General features: G+C 74.2%; 11 protein-coding genes. 4 read left to right on the top strand and 7 right to left on the bottom strand.

The annotated features are described in order from the left end of the window. Positions 1-26: 26 nt before the first annotated feature. The 4 genes from ACFVNO_RS27040 to ACFVNO_RS27025 are packed head-to-tail and all read left to right on the top strand — an operon-like array spanning position 27 to position 3217. Positions 27-179 carry a hypothetical protein gene (locus ACFVNO_RS27040; protein WP_355269119.1) on the top strand — a complete coding sequence of 51 codons (153 nt, stop codon included), beginning with the start codon at positions 27-29 and terminating at the stop codon, positions 177-179. Positions 180-217: 38 nt separating this feature from the next. Beyond that, positions 218-1930, top strand: coding sequence for an albusnodin/ikarugamycin family macrolactam cyclase (locus tag ACFVNO_RS27035; protein WP_355269121.1), 1713 nt, complete (start codon positions 218-220; stop codon positions 1928-1930). Then, complete coding sequence (locus ACFVNO_RS27030) at positions 1927-2643, top strand: lasso peptide biosynthesis B2 protein (RefSeq protein ID WP_355269123.1); 717 nt, start codon at positions 1927-1929, stop codon at positions 2641-2643. The genes ACFVNO_RS27035 and ACFVNO_RS27030 overlap by 4 nt, the downstream gene beginning before the upstream one ends. After that, positions 2636-3217, top strand: coding sequence for a GNAT family protein (locus ACFVNO_RS27025; RefSeq protein WP_355269125.1), 582 nt, complete (start codon positions 2636-2638; stop codon positions 3215-3217). Before ACFVNO_RS27030 ends, ACFVNO_RS27025 begins: the two co-directional genes overlap by 8 nt. Positions 3218-3412: 195 nt before the next feature. Here the strand turns inward: ACFVNO_RS27025 and ACFVNO_RS27020 are convergent, their stop codons facing one another. From ACFVNO_RS27020 to ACFVNO_RS26990, 7 genes are all read right to left on the bottom strand, one after another. Continuing rightward, positions 3413-3907 (bottom strand): flavoprotein, encoded by a 495-nt coding sequence (locus tag ACFVNO_RS27020; RefSeq protein ID WP_378896695.1) that lies wholly within the window; start codon positions 3905-3907, stop codon positions 3413-3415. 65 nt (positions 3908-3972) lie between these two features. Beyond that, the gene (locus ACFVNO_RS27015) at positions 3973-5403 is read right to left on the bottom strand and encodes a glutamine synthetase family protein (protein WP_378896692.1); all 1431 of its coding nucleotides are present in this window, start codon (positions 5401-5403) and stop codon (positions 3973-3975) included. Further along, positions 5400-7214 (bottom strand): IucA/IucC family protein, encoded by a 1815-nt coding sequence (locus ACFVNO_RS27010; RefSeq protein WP_378896689.1) that lies wholly within the window; start codon positions 7212-7214, stop codon positions 5400-5402. The genes ACFVNO_RS27015 and ACFVNO_RS27010 overlap by 4 nt, the downstream gene beginning before the upstream one ends. Then, positions 7211-9022: an IucA/IucC family protein gene (locus ACFVNO_RS27005; RefSeq protein WP_355269133.1), complete on the bottom strand. Its 1812-nt coding sequence runs from the start codon at positions 9020-9022 to the stop codon at positions 7211-7213. Before ACFVNO_RS27005 ends, ACFVNO_RS27010 begins: the two co-directional genes overlap by 4 nt. After that, complete coding sequence (locus tag ACFVNO_RS27000) at positions 9015-10214, bottom strand: MFS transporter (protein WP_355269135.1); 1200 nt, start codon at positions 10212-10214, stop codon at positions 9015-9017. Before ACFVNO_RS27000 ends, ACFVNO_RS27005 begins: the two co-directional genes overlap by 8 nt. After that, positions 10211-11545 carry a lysine N(6)-hydroxylase/L-ornithine N(5)-oxygenase family protein gene (locus ACFVNO_RS26995; RefSeq protein WP_355269137.1) on the bottom strand — a complete coding sequence of 445 codons (1335 nt, stop codon included), beginning with the start codon at positions 11543-11545 and terminating at the stop codon, positions 10211-10213. The genes ACFVNO_RS27000 and ACFVNO_RS26995 overlap by 4 nt, the downstream gene beginning before the upstream one ends. Further along, the gene (locus ACFVNO_RS26990; RefSeq protein ID WP_355269139.1) at positions 11542-13119 is read right to left on the bottom strand and encodes an aspartate aminotransferase family protein; all 1578 of its coding nucleotides are present in this window, start codon (positions 13117-13119) and stop codon (positions 11542-11544) included. Before ACFVNO_RS26990 ends, ACFVNO_RS26995 begins: the two co-directional genes overlap by 4 nt. Positions 13120-13210: the final 91 nt, after the last annotated feature.

Here is a 13210-nt window from a genome sequence, read left to right as displayed (position 1 = left end):
CGGCGCACACGAAGGAGCGTGCAGCGATGCAGGAACACGCCCACCCCGTACAGGCGGTGGAGGTATCCGGACCGGAACCCTTCTTCCCCGACGTCATCGAACTCGGCGATGCGGTGGAGATGACCGAGGGGACGAGCAGCCGGAGCGGCACCGAGGACAAGCGCTACAAGTACCAGTGACCACGCGCGAGGTCAGTGCCTCAAAGACAGGAGAAGCCATGGGCTGGTTCGGCGGGGTGGTCACCGCCTCCACGTCCTCCGCCCCGCGACCGATGTCCCCGACCTGGTCAGTGGAGCTCTCCTGTGGGGCGCTGTGGACGGTGGGCCCGGGTGCCGGGCCCACTGTCACCGTCGCCGGGGCCGGCCCGCTGACGGGTGCGGTACTCGGCAGCCACACGGTGTCCGAAGACGATCTGCGCGCTTGGCTACAAGGAGCCTGGCGTGCAGGACCTCCCTCGTGGGCCGGCACGTACGCGGTGGTCGTCGCCCACCATGGCGGGGCGACGGTGTTCGCCGATCCCGTACACGCGCTCCCCCTCTACTTCTGCGAGGTGGAGGGCTCAGTGGTGTGGGCGTCCTCCAGCCGTGCCCTGTCCGGCCTCACCGGTACCGGAGTGGACCTGGCCTGGGTGTCGGGCCTGCTCGTGGACCCGGCAGGACCGCACCTGCCTGAGCGAAGCGCATTCCAGCAGGTGTACGCCGTTCCTCCAGGGCACCGCTTGAATATGCGTCGCGGAGGACAGGCCGTGGCCGACCGGTGGTGGTCATCGCCCAGGACGCTGCCCCGGACCGAGGCCGTGCCCCGGTTCGGGAAGGCGCTGACAGGCGCCGTGGAGGTGCGGCTCGCACAGGCGGAGCTTCTCTCCTGTGATCTGAGCGGAGGCCTGGACTCGACCTCCCTGTGTCTCCTCGCCGAGCAGCGGGCCACGGGCGCTCGGCATTTGACCGCCTGGACGGTCCACCCCGTCTCCAGAGACCACGGCGGCGACCTCGATCATGCACGAGAGGCCGCGCACGGACGGCTCGGCATGCGCCACGAACTGCTGGCCCTGAACGAGAGCGAACTCCCCTACAGCGGCCTGGCACGAATGCCGCCGACTGATGAGCCTGCTCCGTCCACCATCACTTGTGCCCGGCACATCGTCGCCTATGAGCGGATCAGGATCGCGGGAAGCACCCTGCACATGACCGGTGACGGCGGCGACGCGTTGCTGATGCAGTCGCCCGAGTCCGCGTTGAGGTCGGCGTCGCGAGGTCGCGTGATCCGTGCCCTTCGTGACCTGCACGGGTGGGCCAAGCTCGACCGGCGTTCCCCGGTGGGCCTCCTGCGACAGTCGCCCCGGGCCGGGGACGGGGTCTCCTCCCGCTGGCTCACCTTGAAGGCACAGACCATGGCGGCCCCCGGAGGCGGCCGTGGTGTGGTCGGCTTCCTGCGCTCGGACGCGGAACTTCTCGCGTTGCGCGGTATCGGGCGCACCGCCCATGCCGATGCGCAGTTCGCCGGGGCTTTCGGGGTTCGTCTGGAGGCTCCGTTCCTGGACAGGGCCGTCATGGAGACCGCCCTGACATTCCGTGTCACGGATCGGGGGTCGCCGTGGAGTTACAAGCCGCAGCTGGTGGCGGCGATGCGCGATGTCCTGCCGGAGGCGATCACGCGACGCCGCACCAAGGGAGGCACCGATGCCGACCACCACCTGGGGTTGCGTGCACGGCTTTCGGAGGTGTCGGACCTCTTGGACGGCTGGTTGGCCGGTCACGGTCTGATCGACCCGAAAGCGCTACGACAGGAGCTCTACCTGGCGGCGCTGGGCAGGGACGCCCCCTGGGGGCTGCTGGAGCCGGTGGTCTCCGCCGAGGTGTGGGGACGTGTGGTCGAGGCGAGCCCTCCGACCGAGTGGACCCGGAGCCGGGAACGGCAGGAGGCGGGATGACGGCACTTCCACCGCACCTTGTGCCGGCCTCGCAACTGCGGCTGATCTGTTTCCCGTCCGTCTGTGTCGCCCTGGACGTGGAGACGGGGGCCTTGCTGCTGCTCTCCGGGGAGGCCGCTCGGCTGATCTCGCACCTGGAACGTGCGGGAGGCGCGACTTCGGTCCTGTCTTCCTCGGCTCGGGAGCGAGCCGTCGCGGCGTTGGTGAACTCAGGAGTCCTCGTCGGGGGAGAGGAATCCGAGGCCTGGGACAGGGTGAGACCGGGGATCCCCTCCTCATCCAGTTGGGGAACACGGGAGAGCCCCGCCGCGCTCGCGCCGATTCCCCGTTCCTCGCCGCGTTGGTATGCGTTGGGAGCCTGCGCGCTGCTGCTTGTCCTGGGTGGTGGGGTGCTCGGTCGTACAAGAGCGTTCGCCCGTACCCGGCGTCTGGTCGGGCGGACGGCGATGGGTCCTCCCGAGCCCGCCGCGGCGGAGGCGGCGGCGTACGCGGTAAGGAGGATCGGCCGCCTGCTGCCGCTGCGCGTGGCATGTTGGGAGGAGGCCGCGGCGACCACCGTCGCCCTGCACCGGGCGGGGTACCAGGCCGTGTTCCGGCACGGGGCGGCCACCGATCCGGTGCGGTTGCACGCTTGGGTCGAGGTCGGCGGCCGACCGGTCGCCGAAGCCGACGACATCACCGATTACACATCCTTCGAGGAGTCCTGTGAGTGACATCGCCGAACCGGTTCTGTGGGCGCGGGTCGAGGGCATCGCGCTGGGGGCGCTGCGGGCTGATCTGGCCCGGGAGTACTGGCGGTGGGAGAGCGATCCGGGTGCGGTGCTCGGATACGGGCGGCAGGTTCCCGAGAGCGCGGAGTCGCGGGCCGAGGGACTGGAACACCAGCTGCGAGGGGCGCCCGACCAGGTACGATTCACCGTCTACGACACGCAGGGCGGTGGACCGGTGCCGTGCGGGTTGGCGAGTCTGCTGATCGACCACCAGGTGCGCACGGCGGAGTTCGTTCTGGTCGTCGCGCCGGAGAGTCGCGGCCGGGGTGTGGGGACAGCGGCCACGCGGCTGACCCTGGACTACGCCTTCCATGTGATCGGGTTGGAGATGGTCTGGCTCAAGGTGCTCGAGCCCAATGCCGCAGGGCGCACCGCCTACGCCAAGGCTGGGTTCCGGGAGGTGGGCATGCTGCGTAGCGCGGGGGCCTGGCGGGGGCGGCGCTGCGGGGAGGTGGTCATGGACGCCCTGCCCGAGGACTTCCCATGGCCATCGGTGATCGTGGGCGAGGGTGACTGATCCGGACCGTACGGACATCGGCTTCGGCGTATGCGGCCGTTCATCATCGGGGGGAAGGGCGACGGAGGGTGAAGCTTCCCGTGCTTGCCGAGCCGACCGACCGCATTCGCGCCTCCCCGGCCCTGTGGACCTGAAGTACCGCCGACTCACCCGGGGCCGCCCCTCGGGGCAGGGGCGGCCCCGGCGTGTCCCGTTTCAGCCGGCCAGGGCGTCGGCGACCCGGCGCCAGGTCGGGAGGCCGCCGGTCGGGCCGCGCAGGAGGGTGACGTGGGGGACGGCGTCCAGGGAACCGAGGCTGCGGTCCCAGGCCGGGTGCCCCGCGAGCGCGTCCCCGGCCTTGGGCACCAGGAACGTCGGCACGCCGCGGCCGATCATCTCGCACACCAGCGCGACCGCGAACGTGTCCGTGATGCCGAGCGCCGTCTTGTTGGTGCTGTTGAACGTCCACGGGCAGGCCAGGACCGCGTCCGGCGGGGGCAGGCTCACGCCGGTCCCCGGCCGGCGGAAGTCCACGCGCACCGGTTCGCCCGTCAGCTCCTCCAGCGCGTCGAGGTCGTGGAAGCGGGTGCCCGTCGGCGTGCACAGCACGGTGACGCGCCACCCCTCGTCCTGGAGCAGGCGGACCAGGTCGGGGGCGGACTCCTCCGGTGCGGTGGTGGCCCCGGAGAGTGTGAGGTACAGGGTTCGCATGCGGTCCAGTCTGGCCGCCGCGGGCGGACGGCGCCCCGCCGGGGAGGCCCGGCGGGGCGTTCGCGTCAGCCGCGCTCGAAGTGGCGGCGGCGCTCGAAGTCGGTGACGGTGGCCGAGAAGGCCGCCAGCTCGGCCCGCCCGGCGGCGGCGTAGTGGCGGACGACGTCCGGACCGAAGACCGCGCGGGCGATGTCGCTGTTCTCCCAGGCCAGGACCGCCTCCTCCAGGGAGGCGGGCAGCCGCGGCAGGTCCGGGGCCGCGCCGGCGTCGCCCGCGGTCGGCTCCGGCAGCGGCAGCGCCTGGTCGATCCCGTACAGTCCCGCGGCGATGATCGCCGCCACCGACAGGTACGGGTTGGCGTCCCCGCCCGGCACCCGGAACTCGATCCGCGCCGACTCGCCCTGCCCCACCACCCGCACCGGGCAGGTGCGGTTGTCCAGCCCCCACGCGATCGAGCTGGGCGCGTAGGCCTGCGGGGACAGCCGCTTGAACGAGTTCACGTTGGGCGCGTACAGCAGCGCGAACTCCCGCATGCACGCCAGCTGCCCCGCCACGAAGTGCTCCATGTGCCCGGACATCCCGTACCGCCCCGACCCGTCGTCGGCGAAGACCGGCGCCCCCGCCCCGTCGCGCAGCGACAGGTGCACGTGGCAGGAGTTCCCCTCGCCCCCGTCGTACTTGGCCATGAACGTCAGCGCCGCGCCCGCCTGGGCCGCCAGCGCCTTGGCGCCCGCCTTGTACACGACGTGGTTGTCGCAGGTCCGCAGCGCGTCGTCGTAGCGGAACACGATCTCGTACTGCCCCGGGTGGCACTCGCCGCGCGCCGACTCCACCCGCATCCCCGTCCGCTCCATCGCGGTGCGGATCCGCCGCATCAGCGGGTCGATCTCGGCGACCTCCGGCAGCGCGTAGTCGGAGTTGAACCGGGTCGCGGCGGTCAGCCCCCGGTAGCCCCCCTCGAACGCCTCCTGGTAGGAGTCGCGGAACACCAGGAACTCCAGCTCCGTCCCCGCCAGCGCCCGCCACCCCCGCTCCGCCAACCGCTCCAGCTGCTCCTTGAGCACCTGCCGCGGCGCCACCGGCACCGGCCGCCCGTCGGCGTCCAGCGCGTCGCCCAGCACCAGCGCGGTCCCCGGGTCCCAGGGCAGGTACCGCAGGGTGCCGGGGTCGGGCAGGATCGCGAAGTCGCCCAGCCCCCCGCCCCACGGGTCGGTGGCGTACCCCGGCCGCGACTCCATCTCCACGTCGGTGGCCAGCAGGTACAGGCAGGCGTCGAACCCGTTCTCCAGCACCCGTTCGGCGAAGTCGCGCGGCGCCACCCGGCTGCCCTGCACCCGCCCCTGGAGGTCGGGCAGGGCCACGATCACGTCGGTGATCCCGCCCGCCTCCACGTCGGCGCGCAGCCGCTCCAGCGGCACCGGGAACGGCGGCGGCGGGGGCGACGGCGGCAGGGTCTCGTACAGGGGCGGCAGTCCGTCGCCGATCGTCGTGCTCATCGCTTCTCTTCCAGGGTGTGCAGCGGGTTGGGGACCGGCGGGGCGTCCAGGTGGAACTCGGCGTCGCGCTCGGCGCGGTCGTGGTAGCCGCCGCCCAGCAGCCGCTCCCGGTTCAGGCACACCCGCTCGTACTCCGGCGCCAGCAGGTCGAACAGCGCGAACCGGTCGGCCAGCTCGGGGAACTCCGCCCGGTACCGGTCGATCTCGGCCCGCACCAGCGCCCAGAACCGTTCCTCGCCCACCCCCAGCTGCTCCTCCACCAGCGGTGCCAGGTACCGGAAGTGCCCGATGAACAGCGACTTGGCCACCGACGAGGTCAGCTCGCGGGCGTCGAAGCGCATCAGCACCCCCAGCGCCTCCGCCGGCAGCCCCTCGTACTCCGGCAGGTCGGCGTCCAGCAGCTTCATGTCGTCCACGAAGTCCTTGACCGCCAGCCGCACCGGCCGGTCCCGCTCGTCGTAGACGACGATGGTGTTCTCCCCGTGCGGGTTGAACGCCAGGCCGTACCGGTACAGCAGGTGCAGCAGCGGCGGCAGCACCGTCCCGAACAGGGCGGCCAGCCACTCCTCGGGGTCCAGCCCGGACCGCTCCACCAGCTCCGCCGTGAACGCCCGGCCCTCGCCGTCCACGTGCAGCAGCGCCGCCAGGGTCCGCGCCCGCTCGCCCGGCTCCAGGAAGCCGGCGACCGGCTCGCGCCACAGCGCCCCCAGCAGCTGCCGGTGCCGGTACGGGGCGTCCGGGATGTCCTCCAGCACCGGGTGGCGCACCGCCACCGCGGCCACCTCGCCGGGCAGGATCACCCGGTGGCGCTCGGCCAGGAACGCGTCCCCGGCGCGCAGCGCGTGCACCCACCCCGTGCTCACCGGGGCGGCCCGGCACAGCTCCGTGGGGATGCCCCGGTAGACCATGGTGTTGAGGATGGCCAGCGACAGCTTGACGTTGAACCGGTCCGGCCGGGTCAGGTTGGTGAACGTGCGGATGGACTGCTGGGGGAGGTGGTCGTCCGCGGCCTCGCCCAGCGGGACGATGAGCCCGTGGGCGAGTTCGGCGGCGAACAGGGGCACCACCACCTCGTCCCACTGCCACGGGTGCACCGGCAGCCACACGAACGCGTCCGGGTCGGCGCCCGCCGCCGCCAGCCGTCCGGTGAACCGGGCGACGGTCTCCCCGCCCAGCTCGCGGGCGCGCAGCACCTGCTCCTCCAGCCCCGGCACCCCGTGGTACTCGGCCAGGGAGCGGTGCACCGCGATCCACGGCAGCCGTACGGGCCGCCGCGCCTCGGGTGGGAAGTCCGCGCGGTCGCGGGCGGAGAAGCCCACCCGCCCCTTGTTGGCGAAGATCCACGGGTGCCCGGTCTGGTGCCCCTCCAGGTCGGCGTAGGGCAGGTCGGCCAGGTCGGCGGCGGTGCGCCGCTCCACGGCCAGCCGGGCGTCCGCCGACAGGGTGGCGGTCAGCTCACCGACGGTGAACGCCTCCACCGCCGGGTCCACGACCCCGGCCGCGCCCAGGTCGCGCAGCAGGGCGAACGGGGAGGCCGGGGCCTCGGTCCCGTCGGCGCCGACCCGGGTGACCCCCGGCAGCACCCGCCACCCGTCCAGGAGGGTGCGCCGGCCCTCGAACCGGTAGCGGGCGGCGCCCACGGCGGCGCTCCAGCGGCCGGGGCCGTCGGCCTCGGGGACCAGCGCGTACTCGAAGCACAGCTCGGCGACCATCTTGGCGGACAGCAGGTCGCAGGCCCGGTCCCAGTGCCCGGCGGTCAGCTCGGCGGGCACCGGCAGCGGTGCGGCGGGGGTGCGGGCCACGTCGTTCACTCCTCCTCCCCGGGGACGGCCAGCGGGTTGTCCACCAGGCCGTGCATGACGTCGAACTCGGCGTCGCGTTCGGCGCGCTCGTGGAACCCGCCGCCCATGAGCTGCTCGCGGTTGAGCGCCACCCGCCCCACCCGGGGCGCCAGCAGGTCGAACCAGGCGAAGCGCTCGGCCAGCTCCGGGAAGCGCGCCTGGTAGGCCAGTACCTGGGCGCGGGCCAGCGCCCACAGCCGCGCCCCCGGCACCCCGAGGTCGTGCTCGACGATGTCGGCGAGGAACCGCAGGTGCCCCGCGCAGATCGCCGACAGCACCGAGTGCGCCAGTTCCTCCGGTCTCCAGCGGTGCAGCACCGACCGCACGTGCTCGGGGATCCCGGCGTACTCGGGCAGGTCGAAGGGGAGCAGCTCCACGTCCGACCCGAAGTCCTTGAGTGCGATGCGCACCGGGACCTCGTCCTCGTCCAGGATGAGCACCACGTTCTCCCCGTGCGGGGTGAAGGACGCCCCGTACCGGTACAGGTAGTGCAGCACCGGCGGGAACAGGGCGGCGACGAACCGCTCCAGCCAGGCCTCCACGCCCAGCCCGGAGCGCTCGATCAGCTCGGCCACCAGCGGCCGCCCGTCGGAGCCGCGCAGCAGCAGGCAGGCCATGGTGCGGGCGCGCTCGCCCCCGCGCAGGTGGCGGTGGACCGGCTCGCGCCAGATGGCGCCCAGCAGTTCGTGGAACCGGTACGGGGCCTGCGGCATCCGCGCGAACACCGGGTGCGGGACGGTGGCCGAGGCGCGCTCGGCGAGCATCACCACCCCGGTCTCGGCGAAGTAGGCGTCGCGTTCGGCGAGGTCGCGCAGCCAGGTGCTGGTGTGCGGGGCGCAGCCGGTCTGGGTGCCCGACAGCCCGCGCCAGACCAGGGTGTTGCGGATCATCAGCGGCACCTTGACGTTGAGCCGGTCGGGCCGGTCCAGGTTCATCAGGGTGCGGATGGACTGGAAGGGGCGGTAGCGGTCGCGGCTCTCGCCCAGGCGCACCACCCGGCCCAGGGCGATCTCCGCGGCGAACAGCGGGGCGACGACCTCGTCCCACTGGAAGGGGTGGACGGGGACCCACAGGTAGGCGTCGGGGTCGCCGCCGCGCTCGCGGATCCGCTCGGCGAACTCCGCGCGCTGGTCCCCGTCGATCTCGGCGGCGACCAGGGCGGCCCGGTCGGTGCCCGCCATGGACTGGAAGGCGCCCAGGTCGGGGTGGACGGCGATCCACACGAGGTGGAACGCGCCGCGCGCCTCGGGGGTGTAGCGGGCGGCGTCGTCGGCGGAGAAGCCGAGCCGGCCCTTGTTGACGAAGATGCAGGGGTGGCCGGTCTGGTACCCCTCCAGGTCCTCGTAGGGCAGGTCGGCCAGGTCGGCGGCCGGGAGGGCGGCGGCCAGCAGGCGGGCGTCGGCGGCGTGGGTGGCCAGCAGGTCGCGCACCACCTCGGCCAGGGAGTCGCCCGGCAGGCCCACGGTCTTCTGGGCGTCGGTGACGAACCGGGTGGGGTCCCAGGCGGGCTCGGGGCCCTCGGCGCCGGTGCGGACGAAGGAGTCGGCGTCCACGTGCCAGGAGCCGAAGCCGCCGCGCCGGGCGGTGAAGGCGTAGGTGACGCCGTCGTCCACGGGCAGCCGCCAGGCGGGGGAGCCGCCGGGCGCCCCGGGCCCGGCCGCGGGCTCGGGGACGATCATCTCCTCGTAGGCCATCTCGCCGACCATGTGGGCGAGCAGGCGGCTCCCGGCCCGGCGCCACAGGTCGGCGTCGTGGGTGGACTGTGCGTTCTCAGACATGGTGCGGTCTTTCGGTGCGGTGCGCGGACGGGTCGTCGGAGGTCCCGGGCGGTGGAGGCGGCCGCGAGGGGAGGCAGAGCAGCAGCGCGAGCACCGCGAACAGCCCCGCCCCCGCCGCCAGCGGCAGCCCCGCCCCGCCCGCGGCCAGGGCCGTGGCGGCCACCGGGCTGACCAGGGTCGCGGCCACGCGCACGGTGGCCACGGCGGAGAACGCCGGACCGTCCGTGCCGGTCACGGCGAACACCCTCAGGTCCAGGGCCACGTGTCCCAGCCCCAGCCCGACGCCGAACACCACCCGGCCCAGCGCCAGCGGAACGGGGTCGACGGTGAGGAACTGCCAGGCCAGCCCGGCCGCGGCCAGCAGGCACGCGGCCGGCAGCAGCGCCCGGCCCAGCAGGGCGTGCGCCCGCCCGGCCAGCGGCAGCACCGCCAGCACGGCCACCTGCGGGAGCAGGAAGAGGACGGCGGCGGCCGTGGTGCCGGCGCCGCCGTCCTGGGCGTACAGGGTGAAGAACGGGCGCACGACCAGCCGTGCGGTCTCGACCGCCAGCACGACGGCGCTCACCGCGGCGATCGCCGCCACCGCGCCCCGCGGAGCCCTCGTCCGGGGTTCGGGGGCGGAGTCGGCCACCGCGGGCGCGCGCCGCTCCCGCGGCAGCCTGCGGTGGCACAGCACCGCCAGCGCCACGTACAGCAGCGCGCAGGCGGCGATGCCCCAGCGGGGCTGGGGCAGGGCCATGATCCCCGCGCCGATGAGGGTTGCCGCCACCGTGCCGCCGTTGACCACGTAGGCGAACACGGTGACGTCGCGGACCCGGTCGGCTCCGGTGCCCACGAACGCCGGATAGGCCAGGGTGAACGCCATCGTCACCGCCACCTGCACCGCCGACAGCACCAGGAACACCGGGTACGCCGGGGAGGCGGCCAGCGCCAGCTCCAGTACCGCCGCCGCCCCCAGGGAGCCCAGCACCAGGGACGACAGCGAGAACCGGCGGGCGAGCAGGCCCCACAGGGGCATGGCCGCCAGCGCGGTCACCCGGCACACCCAGATGTACACGCCGGTGGCCGCCGGGTCGGTGACCCCGAACAGCCGCTCGAACAGCTGCGGGTAGAACGGGCTCAGCGCCACGTCGCCCACCAGGTGCAGCAGGACGACCAGCAGGTACAGCCGGCGGAACGAGGCCCCGCTCACCGCCGGGCCCCGGCCGGGGCGCCGAACGACGTGAACGCCGTCCGCTCCGGCAGCCGGTAGGCGGTGCCCCCGGTGAGGGAGTTGAGGATGACGGCCGCCCGCCAGGCGCCCAGGCCCAGGTCGGGGGCGCCCACGCCGTGGGTGTGCAGTTCGGCGTTCTGCACGTGGATCGGGGCGGTCAGTGCCGGGTCGGTGGCCAGGCGCAGGTTTCCGTCGATGAGCGGCCGGCCCCGTCCGTCGGTCTCGATGAGCTTGGCGAGGGGCGCCAGGAAGCCGGGGGAGCGCTGGGCGTACCCGGAGGCGGCGACCACCGCGCCGGTGCGGACGGTGAACTCGGCGTCCTGCTCGCGGTGGCGGAACCGCAACGCGAACCCGTCCCCGTCGGCCTCGGCGGCCAGCAGCTCGCACTGGGCGCGCAGGCTCACCCCCACGTCGGCGCCCGCGATGCCGCGCTCGTAGAGCACGTCGTGGATCTCGGCGATGGTGTCGCCGCTGATGCCCTTGTACAGCTGCCACTGGGCGGGGACCACGCGGTCCTTGGTCTCCTGGGGCAGGGCGTGGAAGTAGCGGGTGTAGTCGGGGGTGAAGTGCTCCAGCCCCAGCTTGGAGTACTCCATGGGGGCGAACGCCGGCGAGCGCGTCACCCAGTGCACGGTGGTGTCGCGGTGGGCGGGGGAGCGCAGCAGGTCCAGGAACACCTCGGCGCCGGACTGGCCCGAGCCCAGGACGGTGATGTCGTCGACCCCGTCCAGGCCCGCCGCCCGCTCCAGGTAGTCGGCGGCGTGGAACACGCGCTCGCCCACCAGGGGGCGCAGCGGCCCGGGCAGCACCGGCTCGGTGCCGATGCCCAGCACCAGGGCGCGCCCGCGGGTGCGGGTCACCGCCCCGGCGGCGTCGGTGTGCTCCACCGTGAAGACCCCGTCCTCGTGGTGGACGGCGTCCACGCGGGCGTCGAACCGGCACGAGCCCAGGGAGCGGGCCACCCAGCGGCAGTAGTCGTCGTACTCCCGGCGCGGCACGTGGAAGTGCTCGGAGAAGTAGAAGGGGAACAGCCGGTCGTGCTCGCGCAGGTAGGACAGGAACGACCAGGGGCTGGTGGGGTCGACCAGGGTCACCAGGTCGGCGAGGAAGGGCACCTGGAGCCGGGCGCCCTCCAGCAGCAGGCCCGGGTGCCAGGAGAAGTCGGGCCGGGCCTCCAGGAAGCGCGCGGTGAGGCCGGGCACGCCGTCGGCCAGGGCGGCCAGGGCCAGGTTGAACGGGCCCAGGCCGACGCCCACCAGGTCGTACGGTTCGTCGTCCCCGTGGGCGAGGGGGCGGGGGGTGGCGGTCAACGGGACTCCTTCAGGGCGGAGAGTTCGGTGTCGCCCGCGGCGGCGACCTCGGCGAGCAGGGCGGTCGTGTCCTCGACGGTGGTGGCGGGGTTGAGCAGGGTGAGCTTGAGCCACACGCGGCCGTTGATCCGGGTGCGGCCGACCACGGCCCGGCCCTCCTGGAGCAGGCGGCGGCGCAGGCGGGCGTTGACCTCGTCGGAGTCGGCCCCGGCGTCGTAGCGGAACACCACGGTGGTGAGGGAGGGTGAGTCGGCCAACTGGAGCCGCGGGTGGGCGGTGACTTTGGCAGCCGTACGCAGGGCCAGGTCGCGGCAGGCGTCCACGAGGCGGCCCAGCCCGTCGGTGCCCAGGGCCCGCAGGGTGACGGCGATCTTGAAGACGTCGGCCCGGCGGGTGGTGCGCAGCGAGTACCCGAGCAGGCTGGGGTAGCCCGCCTCCTCGTCGTCGGCGGGGTTGAGGTAGTCCACCGAGCGCGAGAGCGGGGCGAACAGGGCGCGCTCCCGGGTGAGCAGGACCCCGGCGGCCACCGGCTGCCAGCCGAGCTTGTGCAGGTCCAGCCCGACCGAGTGGGCCCGGTCCAGCCCGGCGAGCAGGCCGCGCAGCCGGCGGGAGAACAGCAGCCCGCCGCCGTAGGCGGCGTCCACGTGCAGCCACACCCCGTACTCGCGGGCGATGTGGGCGATCGCGCCCAGGGAGTCGATGCCGCCCAGGTCGGTGGTGCCCGCGGTGGCGACGATCGCGACGGGGATGTCGCCGTCGGCGCGCATCCGGTCCAGGGCCTCGCGCAGGGCGCGCGGGCGCATCCGGTGCCGGGAGTCGACGTCGACGGTCTCGACGGCGTCCTCGCCCAGGCCCAGCAGGGCGGCCGAGCGCTGGACGGAGAAGTGGGCGGCGGCCCCGCACAGGATGCGCGGGCGGGCTCCGGCGGCCGCCCGCGCCACCCCGTGGCGGACGGGGTCGCGCTCGGGCCCGGCCAGGGCGTGGTCGCGGGCCAGCAGCAGGGCGGTCAGGTTGGACTCGGTGCCGCCGGAGGTGACCACGCCGCCCGCCGTCTCGGGGTCGTACCCGGCCAGGCCGGCGAGCTCGCCGATGACCCGGGTCTCCATGGCGGTCGCGGCGGGGGCCTGGTCCCAGGAGTCCATGGACTGGTTGAGGACGGAGGCGACGGCGTCGGCGGCCACCGCCACGGCCAGTGGCGGGCAGTGGAGGTGGGCGGCGCAGTGCGGGTGGGCGGGGTCGGCGGCGTGCACGGCCAGGGCGTGCGTGAGCCGGGTCAGGACCCGTTCGGCCAGGTCGGGGGCGTTCCGGTCGCCTTCGGGTGCGGCGGTCGGCGGGCCCAGGGCGGTCCGGACCGCCTCGGCCACCTCCTGCGGTGTGCGGGCGGGCAGCGGTCCGCCGCGCTCCTCGCGGGCCGCGGACAGGGCGTCGGCGGCCGCGGCCAGGAGGGCGGCCACGGCCTCGGGGCCGCCGGGGGCTCCGGCCAGGGCGTCGGGCAGCAGGGCGGAGGCGTCGGCGGGGACGGTGAGGCCGTCGGCTCCCCAGGTCACGGTGTCGCCACCGGGAGTGATGGTCATGGGGCGTGGGGCTCCTGTTTCTCTCCGAGGCGGTTCGGGCGCGCGGACGGGGCAGGGCGGGGGAGTCCCGGGCCGTGGGGCCCGGTCGGTG

This window comes from Nocardiopsis sp. NPDC057823 (assembly GCF_042797335.1).
In the GTDB taxonomy this organism is placed as follows: Bacteria; Actinomycetota; Actinomycetes; order Streptosporangiales; family Streptosporangiaceae; genus Nocardiopsis; species Nocardiopsis changdeensis.
This window is presented reverse-complemented; position numbering and strand designations above follow the sequence as displayed.